At 54.9% G+C, this 20,131-nt stretch carries 24 protein-coding genes; 6 read left to right on the forward strand and 18 right to left on the reverse strand.

Features of this window, described 5'->3' with window-relative positions; genetic code table 11:
* The first annotated feature begins 260 nt into the window (after window positions 1–260).
* Together dtd and V8247_RS03580 are read left to right on the forward strand one after the other, a co-directional pair.
* Window positions 261–722, forward strand: coding sequence for a D-aminoacyl-tRNA deacylase (gene dtd / locus V8247_RS03575; RefSeq protein ID WP_338738841.1), 462 nt, complete (start codon window positions 261–263; stop codon window positions 720–722).
* A 36-nt stretch (window positions 723–758) separates the two neighbouring features.
* Window positions 759–1,694 carry an alpha/beta hydrolase family protein gene (locus tag V8247_RS03580; RefSeq protein ID WP_338738843.1) on the forward strand — a complete coding sequence of 312 codons (936 nt, stop codon included), beginning with the start codon at window positions 759–761 and terminating at the stop codon, window positions 1,692–1,694.
* 2 nt (window positions 1,695–1,696) lie between these two features.
* On the opposite strand, the gene V8247_RS03585 is transcribed toward V8247_RS03580, so the two are convergent.
* The 13 genes from V8247_RS03585 to V8247_RS03645 form a co-directional block, all read right to left on the reverse strand.
* A complete protein-coding gene (locus V8247_RS03585; RefSeq protein ID WP_338738845.1) occupies window positions 1,697–2,089 on the reverse strand; it encodes an arsenate reductase ArsC in 393 nt (130 codons plus the stop codon).
* A 3-nt stretch (window positions 2,090–2,092) separates the two neighbouring features.
* Window positions 2,093–2,752: a phosphate signaling complex protein PhoU gene (phoU, locus tag V8247_RS03590; RefSeq protein WP_338738847.1), complete on the reverse strand. Its 660-nt coding sequence runs from the start codon at window positions 2,750–2,752 to the stop codon at window positions 2,093–2,095.
* Between the two features lie 11 nt (window positions 2,753–2,763).
* The gene (pstB, locus tag V8247_RS03595; protein ID WP_338738849.1) at window positions 2,764–3,588 is read right to left on the reverse strand and encodes a phosphate ABC transporter ATP-binding protein PstB; all 825 of its coding nucleotides are present in this window, start codon (window positions 3,586–3,588) and stop codon (window positions 2,764–2,766) included.
* A 2-nt stretch (window positions 3,589–3,590) separates the two neighbouring features.
* Window positions 3,591–4,457: a phosphate ABC transporter permease PstA gene (gene pstA, locus V8247_RS03600; protein ID WP_338738851.1), complete on the reverse strand. Its 867-nt coding sequence runs from the start codon at window positions 4,455–4,457 to the stop codon at window positions 3,591–3,593.
* 1 nt (window position 4,458) lies between these two features.
* Window positions 4,459–5,376 carry a phosphate ABC transporter permease subunit PstC gene (gene pstC, locus V8247_RS03605; protein ID WP_338738853.1) on the reverse strand — a complete coding sequence of 306 codons (918 nt, stop codon included), beginning with the start codon at window positions 5,374–5,376 and terminating at the stop codon, window positions 4,459–4,461.
* Between the two features lie 15 nt (window positions 5,377–5,391).
* Entirely contained in the window at window positions 5,392–5,796 is a 405-nt protein-coding gene (locus V8247_RS03610; RefSeq protein ID WP_338738855.1) for an acyl-CoA thioesterase, read from the reverse strand.
* 98 nt (window positions 5,797–5,894) lie between these two features.
* Window positions 5,895–6,812: a PstS family phosphate ABC transporter substrate-binding protein gene (locus V8247_RS03615; RefSeq protein ID WP_338738858.1), complete on the reverse strand. Its 918-nt coding sequence runs from the start codon at window positions 6,810–6,812 to the stop codon at window positions 5,895–5,897.
* A gap of 37 nt (window positions 6,813–6,849) precedes the next feature.
* On the reverse strand, window positions 6,850–7,290 hold the full coding sequence (locus V8247_RS03620; protein WP_338739305.1) for a methylglyoxal synthase: 441 nt from the start codon (window positions 7,288–7,290) through the stop codon (window positions 6,850–6,852).
* Between the two features lie 170 nt (window positions 7,291–7,460).
* Window positions 7,461–8,084, reverse strand: a complete 624-nt coding sequence (locus tag V8247_RS03625) for a hypothetical protein (protein WP_338738860.1) — start codon at window positions 8,082–8,084, stop codon at window positions 7,461–7,463.
* Window positions 8,084–9,109 (reverse strand): low-specificity L-threonine aldolase, encoded by a 1,026-nt coding sequence (gene ltaE / locus V8247_RS03630; protein WP_338738862.1) that lies wholly within the window; start codon window positions 9,107–9,109, stop codon window positions 8,084–8,086. Before ltaE ends, V8247_RS03625 begins: the two co-directional genes overlap by 1 nt.
* 14 nt (window positions 9,110–9,123) lie before the next feature.
* A complete protein-coding gene (locus V8247_RS03635) occupies window positions 9,124–10,452 on the reverse strand; it encodes an ATP-binding protein (RefSeq protein WP_338738864.1) in 1,329 nt (442 codons plus the stop codon).
* A gap of 1 nt (window position 10,453) precedes the next feature.
* Window positions 10,454–11,146 (reverse strand): response regulator transcription factor, encoded by a 693-nt coding sequence (locus V8247_RS03640; RefSeq protein WP_338738866.1) that lies wholly within the window; start codon window positions 11,144–11,146, stop codon window positions 10,454–10,456.
* 65 nt (window positions 11,147–11,211) lie between these two features.
* Entirely contained in the window at window positions 11,212–11,832 is a 621-nt protein-coding gene (locus V8247_RS03645) for a hypothetical protein (RefSeq protein ID WP_338738868.1), read from the reverse strand.
* A 142-nt stretch (window positions 11,833–11,974) separates the two neighbouring features.
* Here V8247_RS03645 and V8247_RS03650 point away from each other — a divergent pair, with 142 nt between their 5' ends.
* Together V8247_RS03650 and V8247_RS03655 are read left to right on the forward strand one after the other, a co-directional pair.
* Entirely contained in the window at window positions 11,975–12,547 is a 573-nt protein-coding gene (locus tag V8247_RS03650) for a rhomboid family intramembrane serine protease (protein WP_338738870.1), read from the forward strand.
* A gap of 190 nt (window positions 12,548–12,737) precedes the next feature.
* A complete protein-coding gene (locus tag V8247_RS03655) occupies window positions 12,738–13,139 on the forward strand; it encodes a response regulator (RefSeq protein ID WP_338738872.1) in 402 nt (133 codons plus the stop codon).
* A gap of 29 nt (window positions 13,140–13,168) precedes the next feature.
* Here V8247_RS03655 and V8247_RS03660 read toward each other — a convergent pair whose 3' ends face one another.
* From V8247_RS03660 to V8247_RS03680, 5 genes are all read right to left on the reverse strand, one after another.
* Complete coding sequence (locus V8247_RS03660; RefSeq protein ID WP_338738874.1) at window positions 13,169–13,561, reverse strand: ectoine synthase; 393 nt, start codon at window positions 13,559–13,561, stop codon at window positions 13,169–13,171.
* Window positions 13,551–14,834: a diaminobutyrate--2-oxoglutarate transaminase gene (gene ectB / locus V8247_RS03665; protein ID WP_338738876.1), complete on the reverse strand. Its 1,284-nt coding sequence runs from the start codon at window positions 14,832–14,834 to the stop codon at window positions 13,551–13,553. The genes V8247_RS03660 and ectB overlap by 11 nt, the downstream gene beginning before the upstream one ends.
* A 3-nt stretch (window positions 14,835–14,837) precedes the next feature.
* Complete coding sequence (gene ectA, locus V8247_RS03670) at window positions 14,838–15,353, reverse strand: diaminobutyrate acetyltransferase (protein WP_338738878.1); 516 nt, start codon at window positions 15,351–15,353, stop codon at window positions 14,838–14,840.
* 242 nt (window positions 15,354–15,595) lie between these two features.
* Entirely contained in the window at window positions 15,596–16,951 is a 1,356-nt protein-coding gene (locus tag V8247_RS03675; protein WP_338738880.1) for an ATP-binding protein, read from the reverse strand.
* The gene (locus V8247_RS03680; protein WP_338738882.1) at window positions 16,948–17,616 is read right to left on the reverse strand and encodes a response regulator transcription factor; all 669 of its coding nucleotides are present in this window, start codon (window positions 17,614–17,616) and stop codon (window positions 16,948–16,950) included. The genes V8247_RS03675 and V8247_RS03680 overlap by 4 nt, the downstream gene beginning before the upstream one ends.
* A gap of 297 nt (window positions 17,617–17,913) precedes the next feature.
* Here V8247_RS03680 and V8247_RS03685 point away from each other — a divergent pair, with 297 nt between their 5' ends.
* Together V8247_RS03685 and V8247_RS03690 are read left to right on the forward strand one after the other, a co-directional pair.
* Window positions 17,914–18,798, forward strand: a complete 885-nt coding sequence (locus tag V8247_RS03685) for a hypothetical protein (RefSeq protein WP_338738884.1) — start codon at window positions 17,914–17,916, stop codon at window positions 18,796–18,798.
* A 198-nt stretch (window positions 18,799–18,996) separates the two neighbouring features.
* Window positions 18,997–19,962: a hypothetical protein gene (locus V8247_RS03690; RefSeq protein ID WP_338738886.1), complete on the forward strand. Its 966-nt coding sequence runs from the start codon at window positions 18,997–18,999 to the stop codon at window positions 19,960–19,962.
* Window positions 19,963–20,131: the final 169 nt, after the last annotated feature.

The following is a 20,131-nucleotide window of genomic DNA, read 5'->3' on the forward strand; positions in this document are numbered from 1 at the left end:
GAAATCGCGTCTGCTTAAAGTCGTGTGAAACTTCCCCATAGTTATGTTCCTTTCGTCGTTTTTTGTAAAGGTGTTATTAGGGAAACGAGATAATTTATTTCATGCCTTATCCCCCTTTGACGTTACAAGATGTTACTGAACAGGTTAGATTATACTCCCTGATTTATAGAAATACTAGATAGTTAGCAGAAAAATATGGACAAATATTACATATTCGCTGCCAGTGGCACGGTAGAACCAAATTGTCCTACAATAAGCCCGTGAAAGCCTTAATCCAGCGGGTCAGCCGGGCGCAGGTAAGCGTGGATGATGAGGTCATCGGCCGCATTACCGCCGGCCTGCTGGTCTTTATCGGCATCGCCCGCGGCGACGAACCGGCGGACATTGATTACCTGGTTAATAAGCTGGTCAATCTGCGTATTTTTGCCGATGAACAGGGTAAATTTAATTTATCGATGCTTGACGTTAAAGGCGACCTGCTGCTGGTCAGCCAGTTCACCCTCATCGCCGACACCCGCAAAGGCCGACGCCCCTCTTTTACCGATGCCGCGCCGCCGGAACAGGCGGACCGTATGTTTAATGACCTGGTCGCCGAAGCAGTTAAGACCGGCCTCCGGGTGGCCACCGGCCGTTTTCAGGCGCACATGATGGTGGAACTGGTTAATGACGGGCCGGTGACTATCATGCTGGACTCGCGTGATCGTCTGCTGCCGCGCGCCTGACCGGCGCGGTTGAATCATCCCTTTATGCGGCGTACAATGCAACCGATGTCCGACTTTAATCCCTACACATATCGCGACAGTGGTGATTTCAAGGTTGAGCCGGTGAACAGCTCCGGGGCTTTCAAGAAGTTTGAAGTCAGCTTTTCCTCTGCCTGTCCGACCGACTATCCGCAACTGGATACTGTTACCGGTGAATATTGTCTGCCTAATACTGATGACAAGCCGCCGCTGGTGCTGCTGGTTCATGGTGTCGGCGATACCAGCACCGTCCCCTGTCGCTTGCTGGCCGGGGCGCTGACCAAGTCCGGCATCGCCAGTCTCACGCTGACCATGCCCATTCATTCCCGCCGCCTGCCGGCAGAGATGAAGCGGGATTTTTATAGTCTGTCCGCTCAGGACTGGTACAATCTTTACCGTATTTCGGTGGTTAACATCCGGCAGGCACTGGACTGGGCGGAAAGCCGCTCGGAGCTGGATTCCCGGCACATGGGCGTCGCCGGTATCAGCTTCGGTGGTTATGTTTCGGCTATTGCTCTTGGTCTGGATCAGCGTCTGCGTGCCGGGGCACTGCTTTTTACCGGCGGCAATCTGGAGAAACTGGCTCGGACCCGATCATCTCGCAAATACGCCCGATACGCGGTCAGCGACGAACTCTATCGCAAAAATCAAAGCCGGTATATGGCTTATGTCGCCGAGGTCGCCGCCCGCGGTTTTGAAAATGTTTCGCCGCCCCAGCTCGGTTATCTCTTTGACCCGTACACCTTCACTCCGGAACTGAAAACGAAGCCGGTACTGATGATGAATGCTTTATGGGACGAATATTTTCCCAAAGAGGCCGTCAATGATTTCTGGCAGGCCAGCGGCAAACCCCGTCAGGTATGGCTGCCGGCCGGCCATGCCACCGCCTGGGTCTTTTACCCCGTGATTCGCCGCCAGGTAGTGGACATGTTCCGTAAAACGCTGCTGCGTTGATTTTAAAGCCTTTCCACCAACTCCGCCACCCGTTGCTTAATCTCGTCCCGGATTTCCCGCACCGTCGCCAGATCCTGCCCCTTGGGGTCGGGTAGTCCCCAGTCTTCCGCCGGAGTGAAGGTGACCGGGCAGACGCCCTCGTCTTTCATACAGCCCATGGTGATCACCTTGTCCGCTGCGGCGATCATTTCCGGCGTCAGTAAACGGGGTTTCTTCCGGCTCAGGTCAAAACCGAGTTCCGCAATGGCTTCGGCGACCACCGTATTGACGTTATCCCCCGGTGCCGTCCCGGCTGATTCAGCCGTCGCTTTGCCGCCGGCCAGGGCGTTAAAAAATTCCTCGGCCATCTGGCTGCGGCCGGAGTTGTGGATACAGACAAAAAGCACTTTTTTCACTGCCTAATACTTCCCGCCGATCTCCTCCTGTTTGCCGGTGACCACAAAGACCACCCGCTCGCAGATATTGGTTACCCGGTCGGCGGAGCGTTCCAGGTTATGTCCCGCCCAGATAAGCCGGGTCGCCCGGCTGGCGGTTTTGGGATTTTCAGCCATGAACAGCAGTAATTCACGGAATATCTGGTCATAAAGGGCGTCAATTTCATCATCGTCCTCGGTTACCTTCCGCGCCGCCGCCGCGTCCCTGGCCACAAAGGCGTCCATTGAACGCCGCAGCATATCAGCCGTTTTCTCAGCCATCCGCGGCAGGTCTATCAGCGGTTTAAGGGGCGGTTCGTCGCCCAGCATGACGGCAATCTTGGCATTACCTGCCGCGTGGTCGCCGATGCGTTCCAGGTCAATGATGATATTGAGTACGGCCACGATGACTCTCAAGTCGCTGGCCATCGGAGCCTGAGTGGCGATCAGGTGGATACAATCTTCCTCAATCTCAAAACGCCGGGCGTTAATCTTCTCATCCTGCTTAATGACCTTGTCGGCCAGTGCCAGGTCGCGGTTTTTCATGGCGTCCATGGATAAGATCAATGCCTGCTCCACCATGCTGCCCATGCTTAGTACTTTATCCTGCAATTTTTTCAAACTACGTTCATAATCTGTTCTCATTAATTACTCCTTTAGCCGAAGCGGCCGGTAATATAATCTTCAGTGCGTTTGTCCCTGGGATTGGTGAAAATTTCGGTGGTCGGCCCATATTCCACGAGTTGCCCGGAACGTTCTTCATCCACCATGAAGAAAGCTGTCTGGTCGGAAACTCGGGCTGCCTGCTGCATGTTGTGTGTCACAATCACGATAGTATATTGGGGCGCCAGTTGCCGCATCAAATCCTCTATCTTCAGGGTGGCGATGGGGTCCAGTGCTGAGCAAGGCTCGTCCATCAGGATAACCTCCGGCTCCACCGCCAGCACCCGGGCGATACACAGCCGCTGCTGCTGGCCGCCGGAGATGGACAGCCCGGATTGCCCCAGCTTGTCTTTGACCTCATCCCACAGCGCTGCCCGCCGCAGGCTCTGCTCCACTATTTCTTCCAGCACCTGCTTTTTACGGATGCCGTGTCGTCGCGGCCCGTAGGCGATATTATCAAAAATGGACATGGGGAAGGGGTTCGGCTTCTGAAACACCATGCCGATGCGCTTCCGCAGCTCTACCACGTCAATGTTCCGGTCATAGATATTGACGCCGTCAAATTCTGCCAGTCCCTCCACCCGGGCAATCGGGATCAGATCGTTCATCCGGTTAAATATCCGCAGCGCCGATGATTTACCGCAGCCGGAGGGCCCGATGAGCGCGGTGATGCCGCAGGATGGAATGTCCAGTGACAAGTCTTTAATCGCCTGGAAATTGCCGTAGTACAGGTTGATGTGTTCCAGCCGGAGCTTGCCGCCCTCGCCGGGGCCGGACGTGTTTTCAGTGTCTTGGTTAATTACAGGTCTGATATCCATTGTTACCTCTTACGGGTTTTTGTTCTCACTATACTGACCAGGATGTTGAAAAACAGCACCATGGCCACCAGCACCAGCGCCACGCCCCACATCACTTCTTTGGGCATCCCGGGCACATGGGCGGAAACGGTGTACAGGTGATACGGCAGCGCCATGAATCGGTCCAGCGGTGAACCGGGCAGGCCCGGCACCAGAAAAGCAGCACCGACCACCAGTATAGGCGCTGTTTCGCCGGCGGCCCGGCTCATAGCCAAAATAGCCCCGGTCAGGATACCGGTGGAGGCTTCCGGCAGCACCGCGTGGCGGATGGTCTGCCATTTGGAGACGCCGATAGCCAGACTGCCCTCACGGTACTCCGTGGGTACGGCGTTGATGGCTTCCCGGGAGGTGGTAATGGTCATCGCCAGTGCCTGAGCGGCCAGGGTCAGGGAAGCCGCCAGAATGGACATACCGAAGTCCAGCGCCAGCACGAACACCGCCAGTCCGAACAGACCAAATACGATGCTGGGTACGCCGGCCAGGTTGATAATGGCCAGATTTATCAGCCGCGTCAGCCAGTTGTTTCGGGCGTATTCGGCCAGATAGATACCGGCCAGAACGCCGATGGGCAGGGCAAAGAGGATAGTCCCCAGCATCAGGTAGAAGGTGCCGACGATGGCCGGCAGGATACCCCCGGCCTTGCCCGCCTGGGAGGGCATCTGAGACAGGAACTCCCAGTTGATGACGCTGTAGCCCTGGATAATCATGTAAGCCAGGATGAGGATAATAGGTATCACCACCAGCAGCGTGGCTGTCGCCAGCAGCGTCATGGCGGTGCGCTGGGTGAATATTCTGCGGTGATGGACGTGACTTTTAATATAACCGCTCAAATCAGTTCCTCGCGAATTTGCGCTTCTGGGCTTCCATGACCCGCGCCGCCGCCAGATTTACCAGGAAGGTCAGGATAAACAGGATCAGGCCGATGGCAAACAGTGACTGGTACTGCAATCCGCCCCGCACTGCGTTGCCGATACCGGACGCCACGGCCGCGGTCATTGGCATCATCGGTTCAAAGGGAGAATTGGGTACCGCCAGCGCGCCCCCGGCCACCATCAGCACCGTCATCGTTTCCCCGATGGCCCGGCCCACTCCCAGCATGACCGCGGCCGAGACTCCGGATAGCGCCGCCGGCAGACTGACATTCCAGATAGTTTCCCATTTGGTAGCGCCCAGGCCGTAGGAAGCCTGTCGGAATTCATCCGGCACCGCCCGCAACGCGTCTTCAGAGACGGAAACAATGATCGGCAAGCTCATCATCGCCAGCATGATGCCGGCGGTGAAACCGGTCAGGCCGGTATTCAGGTTAAACGTCGTCTGAACCCAGGGCGATAACAGCGCCAGCCCGATGAAACCCATGACCACCGAGGGGAAGCCGGACAGCAATTCCACCAGCGGTTTTACCAGGTCGCTGACCCGCCGCGGCGCCACCTCGGCCAGATACACCGCGGTGCCCACTCCCACCGGTACCGCCAGAATGGTGGAAACAGCCGTTACCCACAGGGTGGACACAAAGAACTGGGAGATGCCCAGCACCGGCGGTTCCGACAACGGCTGCCAGGTACTGCCGGTCAGGAAGTCCCAGGGGTTGGTCACGAACAAAGCCGGCAAACCCTGTTGCAACAGGATGAAGAAAACACCCAGCAGCACGAAGATTGCCATAAACCCGGCCAGCCGGATGCCCAGCTCAATCAGTCTTTCCGTCGGACGGCGGCGGGTATTCAGCCGGATACTGCGGGTCATTGTTTTCATCGGTTTTGCGGCCCCTTAACTTTCCCCGGTGCTTGCGCCGGACGGTGCAGCGTCTCCGGTGTCTTTACGCTGGATTTCCTGTTTGTGCCCGTCGCGGTCAACGGCAACGAAAGTAATTTTAGTTTCAAATAGAATGGCGTCGGGGCAACTGTGACGCCGGGTGCCGAAAACCCGGACATTATACTGCGCCGAAGTCCTTCCTATGTGGTGCCGGTTCACTTCAAAACGGATGATTTCACCGCCGGTGACCGCGTGGTGAAAGCTGACGTTGTCCAGCGCCACCGTAACGAAGCGGTTCTCGGGAAAATCCTGGGAGGCGGTGATGTAAGCGAATTCATCAATCCACTTGAGCATATTGCCGCCGAACAGAAAGCCGTCGTGGTTCAGGTGTTCCGGTAGAATCAGTTTGTAATGGTTCATGTTGTTTACCTGCTGTGTTTAAGATGACCGATTATAACACGGTATACCCGCCGCCCCGGGAGGGTTTCGGGGCGGCGGGTATCGGCCGTATTGTCAGGTTAGCTCAGGGCAACGAACCCCTGCTCTTCTACTATTTGCTGTCCTGCGGCGGACAAGGCGAAGTCAATGAAGGCTTTGATGATGCCGGTAGGAGTACCGTTGGTGTAGAAGTAGAGGTACCGGGCAATCGGATAGCTGCTGTCTTTGGCCGCGGCTACGGAGGGCAGTACCGCCGGGGCGTCGGCCGTGGCTTTGATGCCCACGGCTTTGACCGAGTTATTCAGGTATCCCAGTCCGGCGTAGAAAATGGCGTTGGCGTTCTGGGCCACCTGAGTGATACCTACTTCGGTGGACGGCAGCAGTTGGACAGCCGGAGCGTACTGGATACTGGTGTCCTTCTTGCCGGCCAGTATCAATTGCACCACTTCTTCCAGGAAGTAGGCGTAGGTGCCGGAGTTGGTATCGCGGGACAGAACCACTATCTGAGCGTTATTGCCGCCCACCTGGCTCCAGTTGGTGATTTTTCCGGAGTAAATGTCGGAGAGTTGTTCTATGGTTAATTCACTGACCGGGTTGGCCGGGTTGACCACCACCGACAGGGCGTCCAGGGCAACCTTGGTTTCCACCACGGTCAGGCCGGCGGCCGTCGCCTGGTCTTTCTCAGATTGTTTCATCGGCCGGGATGACTGGGCAATGTCGGTGGACTTGTTGATAAAGGCGGCGATACCGGCGCCCGACCCGGGGCCGGATACGGCAATGCTGACGTTCTTGTGCAGTTTCATGAATTCTTCGGCCCAGATAGAGGAAATCGGGGTAACCGTGTTGGAACCGGTGACATCAATAAAACCGGACAATGTGTCGGTGGTGCCGGTCGGTTCGGGATCATCCCCGTTGTTGCAGCCGGTCACTACCAGTGACAGCGCCAGTATCAGGGTCAGCGGCAGGGTGAGCCATTTCAGTACCTTTTTAGATTTCAATGTTATCTCCTTTTTTTATTTAGGGTATCCTATATTTCTACAGAGCCGAAACGACTCCGGTTAAAAAACGCGACCGTACCGAGGCCTCGTCAATAATGGCTGCGTGTTCAAAAATGAGGTGTAACACGGCTTCGGCGGTCGTCACATTCGTCGCCAGCGGGACATTATGGACGTCGCAAACCCGCAGCAGAGCGGTGACATCGGGTTCATGCGGCTGGACGGTCAGGGGATCGCGCAGGAAGATAACTGCCTTAACCACGCCGGAGGCCACCAGGGAACCGATCTGCTGGTCGCCGCCCATCGGGCCGCTCTGCATCAGGGTGACCGTCAGGTCGGTACGGGCCTGAATAAGCATGCCGGTGGAACGGGTAGCCACCAGCGGCAGGGACGCCAGTTTTTCCCGGTGGTTTTTGACCAGGGACAGCATTTCCTCTTTTTTGTTGTCGTGGGCGATCAGCGCCAGCGTGATACGGTTCAATTCGTCTCCTTGAGCCTTGTTACTTTTATTCATCTGATAATCCCAGTATAAAGGCCCCGCTTTAACGCGCTGTTAAGGCCATGTTAAGGTTTTGTTAAAGATTCCGGATAAACAAAAAACGGAGGCCGGGAGGCCTCCGTTTGCGGGACATGGCAATATTTTTGAGTGTTCTAACTGCCGGGCGTCTGCCCTCGTTTTTTCAGAAACTCTCTGGCCGCCTTTCGCGCCCGGGGGCTGGGAGCTTCGGCGTAAACTTTGGCAAATTCAATAACCGCCCCCTGGTCTTCAATAAGTTCAAAACAGCGATCCAGCGCCTCCAGGGCGCAGGCGGCGATAAGCGCCTTCCGGCTGGGGGTATGATGGGTCTGTTCAATGTTAAGGAGGTAGCCGATGATGCGCCGGCCGCATGAAGGTTTGGCCTTTAACACCCGCCCGGACTGCATGGCGACGTGTTTAGGGATGATCAGGCTGTTATCATCCAGTAAGCCAAAATACTTGTCCAGCAATGGTTCAAACAGGGTATCGCCCTTGGCGGCGGCCATACCGGCCAGCAAAGCCACGGCGATATATTTATCATCAATACTGCGGCTGTCCAGCATCGCCGCCGTATCCGCCCAGTAATGCACGTGCATCCGCTCCGGATAGGCTTCGGCCAGCGTCTGCAACGCCAGAAAGCACCGCTGGCGCTCAGCCAGGTCTTTCGCCTTCAGGCCCTGCCATAATTCCTTCAGCGTAGCGTCTGAGGTCACTGCCTCGCGCGCCAGGCTGATCACTTCCAGTTCGGTCGGTTTCATCAGCGGTTTTCCACCACTTTCTTTAGCCGCTCCACGGCCTCGGTTATATCGGCTGCCGTCACCATCCGGTGAGTCACGGCGCGTACCTGGCTGGGGCCGATGGTGATTAGCCGGACCCCCGCTGCCGCGGCGCGGTTCACCAGCTCTTCGGCATCGCCCCGCGGGGTGAACATCACAATATTGGTCTGCGGCGTTTCCACCGTCCATCCGGGTATTGTGGCCAGTCCTTCGGCTAGTTGCCGGGCGTGGTCATGGTCGTCGGCCAGCCGTTCGGTCATGGTTTCCAGGGCGTTGATGCCCGCTGCGGCGATAATCCCCGCCTGGCGCATGCCGCCGCCGGCCATCTTCCGCAGCTTTCGGGCGCGGCTGATAAACTCACTGCTGCCGCACAGCAACGACCCCACCGGTGCCGACAAACCTTTGGACAGGCACAGGCAGACTGAATCCACCGGCGCGCATAATTCACGCACCGGCACTTTGAGCGCCGCCGCTGCATTGAAGATACGCGCCCCGTCCAGATGCACCTTCAGCCCGTGCCGCCCCGCCGTTTCGGCCGCCGCCGCGGTATATGCCGCGCTGACCGCCGCCCCGCCGCAGAAATTATGGGTGTTTTCCAAACACAGCAATGTTGAAACCGGATAGTGGATATTCTTGCCGCGCACTGCCTGTTCCACCAGTTCCAGGTTGAGGGTGCCGTCGGCGTTATTAGGTATCGTCCTTAAGGATACCCCGCCGAAAGCCGCCGCCCCGCCGCCTTCATTGAGAAAAATATGACTGCGGTCGCCTAAAATTATCTCATCGCCGTGGCGGGTCTGGGCGAGCACTGCCAGCAGATTGCTCATGGTGCCGGACGGCGTATACAGCCCGGCTTCCTTGCCGGTCATTGCCGCTGACAGCTCTTCCAGTCGGTTGACAGTCGGGTCTTCGCCGAAAACATCGTCGCCCACCTCGGCTTCAAACATGGCTTGGCGCATGTCCGTCGTCGGGTGGGTGATGGTATCGCTTCTCAGGTCAATTATGTTCATCAAGATACTCTCGTTTACGGCAGGTGGAACGATATGGTCGTCCCCTGGCCCGGCACGCTTGCAGCCTTGATCTCACCGCCGTGCGCCTGGACGATATGCTTGGCAATGGCCAGTCCCAAGCCGGTGCCCCCGCTGCTGCGGGCCCGATCCGCCTTGTAAAATCGCTCAAAAATCCGCGGCAGGTCATCGCCGGAAATACCGGCGCCGGTATCGTTGACGCTGATTTCAATCCCCTTATCCGCCGGTACCGCCCTCAGGGTGATTTTACCGCCCGGCGGGGTGAACTTGATGGCGTTATGGGTCAGGTTCATCAGTACCTGTTCAATCCGTCCGGCGTCAGCCTTGACCGGCGACAGGCCCTCCGCGGTTTGCACTTCCAGCGTCAGCTCCCCCCTGTCAGCCTGGGGCCGCAGCCGGCAGGCAACGGCCTCCATCAGCGCGCCGGCATCCATGGTCTGCTTGTCCAGCGGTGCCGCCCCGCTTTCAATGCGGGAAAGTTCACCCAGTTCATCCACCAGCTGGCCCATTTTATCGGCTTCTACGCTGATACGGGTCAGGAAGTCATCCGCCACTGTCGGGTCGCTCATCGCCCCGTCTTTAAGCGTTTCCGCCAGCAGTTTCAACGAAGCGATGGGGGTGCGCAGTTCGTGAGAGATATTAGCCACAAAGTCCCGCCGCACCGTTTCCAGCCGCTTGAGATTGGTCAGGTCCCGCACCACAATCACCGCGCCGCTCTCATTCAGAACAGGGGTCACCGTAACGCTGTATTGCCGGCGTCCGGGGCGGGACTCAATCTCGCCTTCCTGCCGCCGCGCGGTCGCGGTGCATTTTTTCAGCATTTCTTCCATTTCATGGTTGCGTACTACGCTCATGAATGTCTGTCCTTGAGCCTTCCGGTCAAGGTGGAACATTTTAACCGCGGCATCGTTGAATTGAGTGATTTCGGTATTCTTGTCCACCATGAAGATGGCGTCATTGACGTGAGCCAGCACCAGATCCATGCGGTTGCGTTCCGCCGTCAGGGATTTCAATCGGTCGCCCACCTTGCGCGCCATTTCATTAAAGGCGTGTTTAACATCGGTCAGCTCGCCGATAGTCACCAGCCGGACCTTGTCCGGCGGTTCGCCACCGCCCAGCCGCTTCAGCGCCAGTTCAATCTCGGCTTCATCATCGGTAGTGGAAGGCACCAGCAGATAGATGGTCACCGCCACCGCCACACTGGCGGCCAGACCGGCAATCAGCAGGGTCGTGGAAAAACCCCACACCAGACCCACCACCACCATCGCCACCGCGATGGTGATAATCGCCGTCATGATCAAGCGCCGCAGCAATTGTTCGGTCATGTCATTCCTCAAATTTATAGCCGACGCCCCGCACCGTCACCAGGTGAACCGGTTGCGATGGATCGGCTTCTATTTTTTGCCGCAGCCAGCGGATATGGACGTCTACCGTCCGGTCTTCGCCCGGGTAATCGTAACCCCAGACCCGGTCCAGCAGGGCGTCGCGGGAGAATACCCGCCCGCGGTTATTCATTAAAAAGTGCAGCAGCTCAAATTCCCGCGGTGTCAGCTCCATGGCCTGTCCGCTCACCGTCAGCCGGTGCCGCACTGTGTCCAGTTCCAATCTGCCCAGCCGCAGTATGTCGCCGCTGCCGCCCGCTGCCGCGCCGCCGGTCAGTTCAATCCGCCGCAGCATGGCTTTGACCCGCGCCAGCAGTTCGCGCATGGAAAAGGGTTTGGTCAGATAGTCGTCAGCACCCAGTTCCAGCCCCAGCACCTTGTCAATTTCCTCGCTGCGGGCCGTCAGCAGCAGTACCGGCGCCGTGGTTTCAGCCCGCAGGGTGCGGGTGAGTTCAAAACCGTCCATTCCCGGCATCATCACGTCGGTGATAATGATATCTGGCTTTTCCCGGCGAATGACCTCAAGACCGCTGCTGCCGTCAGCGGCGGTTACCACTGTAAAGCCTTCCCGGCTGAGGTTGTACTTCAGCAGGTCGGCCAGGGTGCGGTCGTCTTCAACAACGGCTATTTTAGCCATGCCGCTTCAGTATAGAGCTTGCGGGTCAGGGAGGCAACCGGCGCTATCCCAATGGTGTAAGGCGTTCAAACGGTTTTGGCCGTCTGGTATTTCAAACGCGACAATGTGTCACAATATTCCCGAAAATCACTTTCGCTAAAAAAAGCCCGCCGCGGGATGATTAACGGGGACGTATCCGGCGCGTCCAGCCACAATCCGCGCCCGAACACCCCGAATAATTTGGCGTCCCCGCTTCGCCGTACGGCCAAATATAGATAAGAATCATCCGCGCCGACATAATCAATGTCCCGCCAGAAGACGCTCCGGTGTTTCCCCTCGGCTTCATCAACAAGGCCTTCCGGGGAAAGGCTCAGGTTATGGCTGCCCAGATTTGGTCCGGGATGATTGTTCAGTGCGCGCTCAATATCCGCAATCCAGCGGCCTAACAGCCACCGCATGAAGAAGCCCGCACCGAATGCCAGCAAGGCAATGTACACCATCCCCCAGGCGCCGCCTGTATTGCCGTTCACATAAAAAATCAGGGCGACTACCAGACATATCGTACCGACTAGCATTGGCCCGTGCCTGGCTCCGAAGAATATTCGGCGGATCAGCGGGTGTCTCCTGGTGACATGAGAGGTGTAAGCCATGATATCGTCAGGATAGGACTCGTAGCTGATTTGTTTTGAGTTTAACGCTTCAGACATGAATGCTCCTCCATCCCTGACTCTTTGTATTGTACCAGACTCCGTCAAATCCGGTCGGGAAATCGTCCGAATTCAGTTCCCATTTCCATTGCCGTCCGCTTGATTTGCCTCAAAGAGGCTAACCCTTTATCATTAAGAGGTTATGTACCAACAATATGGCCGCCCCGTCTGGCAGAATCCGCTGTTTGTTCTGATCGGTATTAATGTCCTGATTTTCCTGCTGACTCAGGGGATGCCGTCACTGGTGGTTCAGCTCGGCATCATGCCGGCCGCTTTTACCAGCGAACCCTGGACGGCAGTTACCAGTATGTTTGTCCATGGCGGTCTGACCCATGTGCTGTTCAATATGCTGGCGCTTTATTTCTTCGGCAGCTACCTGACCCAGACCATCGGAGAGCGGGCCATGCTGGGCATCTATTTTATCGGCGGCATCGTCGGCAGTCTGTTTTTCTGGCTGCTCGGCCCGGCTAATGCGGTGGCCGTCGGCGCTTCCGGCGCTATCTTTGCCCTCGGTGGCGCGCTGGCCGTCCTGCGCCCCATGACCCGGGTCATCATTTTTCCCATCCCCCTCCCCATGCCGCTGTGGATTGCCGTCATCGGCGGCGGTCTGCTCATTTCCCTCATGCCGGGCGTTGCCTGGGAAGCCCACCTGGGCGGCCTGCTGACCGGCATCATCGCTGCCACGCTTCTCAGCCGCGGCCGTCTGCGCCTTTAACCTTTTCGCCGCTGTTTTGACAGGGGTGAAGTTGTCTCTTTTTACTAACTAATTATTGCCTCATCTGGACAAAAGTCGCGGAATTTCGTCGTTTGCCTCTGAATAACCAGCTATTAGTCATAGTACCCGGTTGACATTTGTCTACATCCGAGTAAACTAGAGTGGTCATTCATTCAAAAGGCTTAATAATTTGTTAACCTCACCCGAAAACCGCATATTAGTCGCCGACGATGAGGCATCCATCTGTGAAATCTGTTTCCGGGTGCTGTCTGGTTTGGGGTTGGAAGTTGACTGTTGCCCCAACGGGCAGGAAGCCTGGGAAAAGATCACCCGGACTGATTATGCCATCATTCTTTTAGATATCCGCATGCCCATAGCCTCAGGCAAGGATGTATTCCAACATATCAAACAAGAACTCCCCGACCTGGTGGAACGGGTTATTCTGACTTCGGGCGACCTGATGAATAACGACACCAGTAATTTTGTCCAAAAAACCGGCCGGCCGTTCCTGCCCAAGCCCTTCACGCCGGACGAACTGACGGCGGTAGTGAAAGAACTCCATACCGCGCTCTATGCTGCTGAGATAGAGTGAGTTTCCGGTAAATTATTCCGGCGCGGAGACTATTCGTGCAGTTGGTAAGCCCCGTCCGCATCATGCACCTCGTCGCCCCGCAGCGGCGGCGTAAAGACGCATATCATCTTCATATCCACGGTGCCGCCGCGCAGTATATGGCGGTCATGTTTATCCAAAGCGTACAGCACCCCCGGTTCAATTTGGTGAACTTCGCCGGTGGCCAGGTCTTCAATGCTGCCGTTGCCGGCTACGCAGTACACTGCTTCCAGATGGTTTTTATACCAGATGGGCGTTTCACTGCCGGCATGGATGATGGTTTCATGGAATGAGAAGCCCATCCCATCGTCCCGCAGCAACAGCCGCCGGCTGACCCAGTTGCCGTTCGGCGCTTTGATTTCCCGTTCGTTGCCGGTACACTCTGCTATCGTTCTAATAATCACTGCCGTTCCCCGTTATCAGGTTTTCCTTCTTTTCCAGTACCGCGCCGATAGCCTCGTCAATGATATCCAGGCCGGCCCGCAGCACCTCTTCTTCAATAATCAGCGGCGGCAACAATTTCAATACATCGTCATTCGCCCCGGCCAGTTCAATGATCAGCCCCCGCTCAAAGGCTTCTCTGGAGACTTCCGAGCAGAAGTTCTGAGCCGGGATCTTCAGCCCGTTAATCATGCCCTTGCCCCGCACCGTCGCTTCAATCTGGGGGTATTTGGCGGCAATTTCGCCGAGGCGCTCGCGGACTATCTTTTCCCGGTAAGCCACCGCCTCGGTCATATCCGTGCCCTGCCAGTAACTGAAGAGTTTGGTAGCGGCGACAAAGGCCAGATTATTGCCGCGGAAAGTGCCGGTGTGCTCGCCGGGTCGCCACTGGTCCAGTTCCGGCCGCAGCAGCACCATGGCCAGCGGCAGTCCGCCGCCGATGGACTTGGACAGGGTGATGATGTCCGGGCTGATGCCGGAGCTTTCAAAGCTGAAGAAGGTGCCGGTGCGCCCGTTGCCCACCTGGATGTCGTCCACGATGAGCAGGATGTCATAAGCCCGGCAGATCTGCTCCACCTCTCGCAACCATTCATCGCTGGCCACGTTGATACCGCCTTCGGCTTGCACCGTTTCCAGGATGATGGCTGCCGGCAGGTCCACGCCGGAGGAGTAGTCGTCCAGAAATTTCCGCAGGTATTCGGCGGTATTAACCTCCGGCCCCAGGTAGCCGTCAAAAGGCATGAAGGAAACGTTGGTGCGGTTGATGAAGGACTCGTCGCGGTAGAAGGCGTTGCCGGTCACCGCCACCGAACCCATCGTCAGACCGTGGAAGCCGTTGGTGAAGGAGATGACATTACTGCGCCGTTTGACCATCCGCGCAATCTTAAGTGCCGTCTCCACCGCGTTGGTGCCGGTCGGTCCGGTGAACTGCACCTTATATTCCATGTGCCGCGGCTGCATGATCGTGGAATAGAAAGTTTCCAGAAAGTCGCGCTTGGCAGTGGTAGCCAGATCCAGACCGTGGATAACGCCGTTGCCCTTGATGTATTCAATGAGCGCCTCGCTGACCATCGGGTTATTATGACCGTAGTTCAGCGTACCGGCGCCGGCGAAGAAATCTATGTATTCGTTGCCGTGGTCATCGGTGAGCTTAGCCCCCTCGGCGGTGGCGAAAATGGCCGGGAACGCACGGATATAACTCCTGACCTGGGATTCCATTTGTTCAAAAATTCTCATGTGTTACTCCTCGTTAATCATATTCAGGTTTTCCGGCAGCGGTCCGATTCTCAGCAGTATCTCCGCTTCGTGGCCGCTGCCCAGCAGGTCTTCACCAAACAGCACGCTTTCCCTGAGCGGTGCTCCCAGCCGTTCGGCCAGCCGGGTAAACAGTTTGCGCGATGCTTGATTTGACGGGTTGACTGAAAGCTCCAGAAACCGCGGCGGCCGGTGCCGATAAACCGCTCTCAGTAGTTTCTCCAGCAGTCCCCGGGCCACCCTGTGACCACGGCAGTCCGCATGGACCGCAATCTGCCAGGTGAACAGGGTATCCGGGGCGTCCGGCCGGAGATAGGCGGATACAAAGCCGACTATCCTTCCGCTTTCGCTATCTTCAGCCACCACGCAGGTGTGGCGGAAATGATCGGCCAGCAGCAGGTAACAGTAGGGTGAATTAAGGTCCAGCGGCGGACAGTCCCTGACCAGTTGGTAAATGGCGGGTCCGTCCTGGGTTTCGGGGTGACGATAAATAATATTCATAATAGCAAAAGAAAAATACACGCTTTAGGCGGGGATTAGTGTTTGGTGAATTAAGCAGGTACACCGCTCCGGCGGCAGCCTGTCAAGGGCAACCGGAGAAAGGTCAGGGGAAGAAGCGGACGATAAGGAAATATTTCATTTTAGATTATTTCGCGGCATGCAGCGGCGGTGGCTGTGTTATTTGGGTGTTAAAGCCATCATAACCCATTGGGGTTATCATTTCAACCCCCCGGAGCGGATTTTCAGCTTCCAGAACCGTCCGGCAGGATTATCCGGAAGGTACTGCCCTCACCCGGCGCGCTCTCCACTTCCATCCCCCCGCGGTATATCTGCGCCGTCCCCTGGACAATGGACAGCCCCAGCCCGGTGCCTTCCACCCGACGGTCAATGCGGTAGAATCTCTCCCCCAGGTGGGGCAGGTGTTCCGGGCTGATGCCGATGCCGGTGTCGGTTACTCTTATGATGATTTCGCCGTCCTGTTGTGCCAGCGTGAGGTTGACCTTGCCGCCCGGCGGCGTGTATTTCACCGCGTTGGACAGCAGATTGTCCAGGAGCCGGTCAAACTGTTCCGGCTCACCAAAGATACTGACCCCCGGTTTTATTTCGGCAGTCAGTTCAATATCTTCGTTAGCGGCAGGGGCCTGCCACCTGTTCACGGCCTCTTCCGCCAGTTTAGAAAGCTCCAATTCAGCACTTTTCGCTGGCCTGGGCCCGGCGTCCAGTCCCGCCAGTGTCATCAGGTCATCCACTATCGCCTGCATTTTGTCGGTCCGTCCGATAATGTTTTCCAATGATTGGCGATACTCCTCCGGCGTCCTCTCTTTCATCAAAGCTACCTCGGCGGATGATCTGATGCCGGTCAGCGGCGCTGTCAGATCGTGTGAGGCGTCGGCGGTGAAGCGGTGCTGCCGCTGGATAAAGCCGTGGATACGGTCAAAGAGTGCGTTGAGTGTACCGGAAAGCCGGCCCAGTTCGTCTCTATGCTTTACCGGTATCCGTTCTTCCAGCTTCGCCGGGTCAATCTTCTCGGCAGTATCAGTGATCACCCGTACCTGTCTTAAAGAACTATTGGCCAGTACCCAACCGGCAATTGCAGCGATAATCAGGGCGCCGGGTAAGGTCATGAATAAAATGTTTCTATAGGTCTTGAGGGCCGCTTGAATATATGCCGTGTCGCGGGCCACCACTACCAGTTTATCTGATCCGGGCGTCAGGCTTATGAGATACAAACGTGACTGTCCGTCAACGGAATTCATTGAATGGGAATTGATACCCGTTTGCCAGTCTGTGATTCCGCGGAGCGTTTCCTGAATGACGGTGTTTGAAGGGCTGTCCCCGATTAACGATTTGGAATTCAGGTCATAAACAAAGAAGGAACTGACTGACTTATCTTCCAGTTCGGCTAACGCCTGAGGGTATTCGTCACTGGGTATAGTTGAGAGCGTGTTCAGTGCTTCTATGATATCTTCAGCAAGCGAGTTATTTAGATTGGACACCAGGCCGAAAGATAACATCAGGGAAGATGCAATGGACATGATCACCAGCGTGGACAGCAGGACAACGGAGTAAAGTCCGGTTAGTTTGAGTTTGACACTCACGATCTCAGCCTGTAGCCTTCCCCCCTTACCGTCTGTAAAGGTCCGGTACGGGCGTCCCACGCCAGTTTCAACCTCAGTTTGGCAATATGGCTGTCAATGACATTAGATTCGTAATTGCAATCCGTGCCGCGGATACGGTCTTCCATTTCCAGCCGGGTTATCAGCTTGTTCGGGTTGGTGATGAAGTATTCCAGTATCCGGTATTCAGTTGCGGTCAGCGCAATCTCCCGGCCGTTGAGATTGACCTGATGGCATGTAGTATCAACGCTAACATCCCCCACCGCAATCTCCGGTGATCGGTTTCCGGTCAAACGTCTGTTCAGCGCCTGAATTCGGGCCAGTAGCTCTTTGTACTCAAAGGGCTTGCCCAGATAATCATCCGCTCCGGAATTGAGGCCGGTTACTCTGTCGTCTATCTCTTTTCTGCCGGTCAGCATGAGGACGGGGATATTCAAACCTTGCCGTCTCAGTGTCCGGCAGACTTCTAACCCATCCTTGTCCGGCAGTGACAGGTCCAGTATCACCAGGTCAAAGTCGGCAACTCCGGCGAAGTGTACTCCTGAAGCGCCGTCATGGACGCATTCAGCCACGTGACCGTTCTCCCCCAGCACCTGTTTGATGTCGCAACAGAGTTCTTCGTCGTCGTCAATAACCAGAATTCTCATACCGTAGTACTATTTACCCATTACTAAATTCTTTTCAGAATCCGTGTTTTCTTCATCTGGCCTTCATCTTCGTATGGTAGTCTGTTTTAGCGGTATCCCAAAAAGGAGGCTATCGGTGAAAAGAAATGTCTCCGCTCTTCATTAACGAAGTCTTAGAATAATAGACCATCATAACTTCTACGAATAATAACATGTTTACATTGGTGACGCTAAAATCTCAAATAGGATGGTGGAGAAATGATATGAAATTATTGTCCAGAGTTGTTTCGAATTTGTCATTTTGGAGGGAGTAATAACATGTCGACCAAAATTAGGATGCTATCATGTGTAATTAGTATGGTTTTTATTTTATCAATACCCGTTTCAATTCATGCTGAACAAAACGAAGAATTTGTTGAATCTAAGGTGGAGGTGAGTGTAAATCAGGAGTCTTTTCTAGATATAGAACCCGTCGTGATTGAGCTAGTTTCTGATGGTAATATCTATGAAAAAACCGGCGTAAAACCGATGTTGTATGATGATGGGGTGGATGTCAAATCATTTGAAGATTCCGCTTTAGCTATTGATAGGTTTATGAAGACTTTCCAATTCAGTGAAAAGGATGTTATTGGTTATACAATCATGGGTACTACTGAAATCGTGTTGCTACGGACAAATCGCGATACTGTTGCTGAGTATATGTTTCAGGATGGGGAAGTGTTTGAATTTAACCTTTCGCTTGAAACTAAGGGAAGTTGGACGAGTGAAGATGGCACGGTTACAATGTCTATCAGTGATTTAACCTTCTACGGCCCTGCTTCAGATAACAAAAAGGAAGACTTTAGACTGCTGTCAATCAGACAATATTATTATTCTTACACTCAGTCGTACGCAGGTTTGTCTTGCTCTTATGTTGCAGCGGTGGAAGCTTGGCTAGATACTTCAGCTTGGGATTTTATCGCGGTTATTGATTGTTGTTATGAAGTTCCTTCACTTAGCTTTTGGACAGATTGGGAAAATTCTGATGCAGCGGATCAGGGTGAGGAAGGTTGGGCAGGTGGTGACGCTGAATTTTGCCAATTGTTGAACATAGATTATATTTATTTCATTTTCCACGAACAACATGGTGCATGGGTTACAATTACTTTAGGCGGCGCGACAAACCATGGGGGATATTCTGACTCTTGGTGGACCTTATGGTAAAAATGGACTGAGATTATTTTTGATTTTATCACCGAATTGAAAAAGAGCGAGTTCCCGTTCAAAATCCGTCATTGTTGAGTTTAACAAGTATTTAGCTTCTCAAAGTCAAAGATAAATTCTACTGATTGGTGTTATTGGTAGATGACCAAATCAATATCGTATCGGACTCCGAGTTTTCAAAATAATAGGAGGCCCTGAATGTTTAAGAAAAAATGGATTTCAGCCATTGCCCTGGTACTCGTGGTTACTTCGTTTGCCGGGTGTGATACAGGGAAGGAAGCGGTATTCTCTATTACCTCTCCCTTGACCGACACGGAAACACGTTCCAATATCGTTAAGGTGGAAGGTACGGTTTCGTCCACCGCCTCGTCCGTTGAAATTAACGGTCAGTCCGCCTGGGTGGATAACGGTTCCTTTTTCGCCTGGGTGGAACTGGAGGAAGGGACCAATATCGTTAAAGGTACTGCCGTAATTGGCGGCACCAAACTGGATGATAGCGTTACTGTCACCTTTACCCCGAATCTGACGGTGTTTCTTGATTACCCCAACGGCGGTACCCAGGTTGATTACCGGGTTTCGCCGGTGACTGTCAACGGCAGGGTAACGGTGCCCGGTGCGTCGGTCACGGTGAACGATTCGCCGGTTTCCGTTAATACCGACGGCTCTTTTTCCACAAAAGTTCAGCTTGGTGAGGATGGTGGAACTCTGGAAGTTATCGCCGTTTCAGGTGATGATCAGGACAGTTTGGTTTACTCCGTTCCTCTGGATGACGCCGGCCATGTCGTTTTTGATCCCTATACCTCCGGTTTTCTGGACTACAACGGTTCAGTGGATTTTCCGGATTCAGTAACGGTCACTCGAGGCGACATAACCGTGATGAACTGGACGCTGTTGACCGGAAAAAGCATTGACTCTCCCCAGGTGTATTATGTGACGATTACCGGCAAAGAGAATTATTCGGCCGGGGATAAGCCGCTTCCGTCCGGCTTGAGCGTTACCCCGGTACCGGTTGATCCGGTTGTCTATCCGAATACCGAGTATTCATTGGCGTTTATCATTGAGGCGTCGGCGGACCTGACACCGGGAACTTATTCCCTTGAAGCCTCGGTCTTCGTCCAGGAAGGGTTCCGGAGTTCTCAGCGCATCGTGATAACAGTGGGGTAGCGTAATGCTGGATTATCTATTAGAACAGATCACTCCGGAAAACCTGCATCATGAGGTTGATGTCGGGATTCCGGTTGGTAATGAAGCATGGTGACCACCGGTGAATAATCTTCATACTTGAAAAAATTCTCTAAAAACCCCGTTTCGTTCATCTCCCGTTCATGTTGGG

Origin of the sequence: Dehalogenimonas sp. W (assembly GCF_037094495.1) — a bacterium.
GTDB lineage: Bacteria > Chloroflexota > Dehalococcoidia > Dehalococcoidales > Dehalococcoidaceae > Dehalogenimonas > Dehalogenimonas loeffleri.

Bases quoted from the DNA above. Each gene is read 5' to 3' on its own strand.
- V8247_RS03580 (WP_338738843.1), top strand. From the start codon at position 759: ATGCAACCGATGTCCGACTTTAATCCCTACACATATCGCGACAGTGGT.
- phoU (WP_338738847.1), bottom strand. From the start codon at position 2,752: ATGAGAACAGATTATGAACGTAGTTTGAAAAAATTGCAGGATAAAGTA.
- pstB (WP_338738849.1), bottom strand. From the start codon at position 3,588: ATGGATATCAGACCTGTAATTAACCAAGACACTGAAAACACGTCCGGC.
- pstC (WP_338738853.1), bottom strand. From the start codon at position 5,376: ATGAAAACAATGACCCGCAGTATCCGGCTGAATACCCGCCGCCGTCCG.
- V8247_RS03610 (WP_338738855.1), bottom strand. From the start codon at position 5,796: ATGAACCATTACAAACTGATTCTACCGGAACACCTGAACCACGACGGC.
- V8247_RS03625 (WP_338738860.1), bottom strand. From the start codon at position 8,084: ATGAAACCGACCGAACTGGAAGTGATCAGCCTGGCGCGCGAGGCAGTG.
- ltaE (WP_338738862.1), bottom strand. From the start codon at position 9,109: ATGAACATAATTGACCTGAGAAGCGATACCATCACCCACCCGACGACG.
- V8247_RS03635 (WP_338738864.1), bottom strand. From the start codon at position 10,452: ATGACCGAACAATTGCTGCGGCGCTTGATCATGACGGCGATTATCACC.
- V8247_RS03640 (WP_338738866.1), bottom strand. From the start codon at position 11,146: ATGGCTAAAATAGCCGTTGTTGAAGACGACCGCACCCTGGCCGACCTG.
- V8247_RS03645 (WP_338738868.1), bottom strand. From the start codon at position 11,832: ATGTCTGAAGCGTTAAACTCAAAACAAATCAGCTACGAGTCCTATCCT.
- V8247_RS03650 (WP_338738870.1), top strand. From the start codon at position 11,975: ATGTACCAACAATATGGCCGCCCCGTCTGGCAGAATCCGCTGTTTGTT.
- ectB (WP_338738876.1), bottom strand. From the start codon at position 14,834: ATGAGAATTTTTGAACAAATGGAATCCCAGGTCAGGAGTTATATCCGT.
- ectA (WP_338738878.1), bottom strand. From the start codon at position 15,353: ATGAATATTATTTATCGTCACCCCGAAACCCAGGACGGACCCGCCATT.
- V8247_RS03680 (WP_338738882.1), bottom strand. From the start codon at position 17,616: ATGAGAATTCTGGTTATTGACGACGACGAAGAACTCTGTTGCGACATC.
- V8247_RS03685 (WP_338738884.1), top strand. From the start codon at position 17,914: ATGTCGACCAAAATTAGGATGCTATCATGTGTAATTAGTATGGTTTTT.
- V8247_RS03690 (WP_338738886.1), top strand. From the start codon at position 18,997: ATGTTTAAGAAAAAATGGATTTCAGCCATTGCCCTGGTACTCGTGGTT.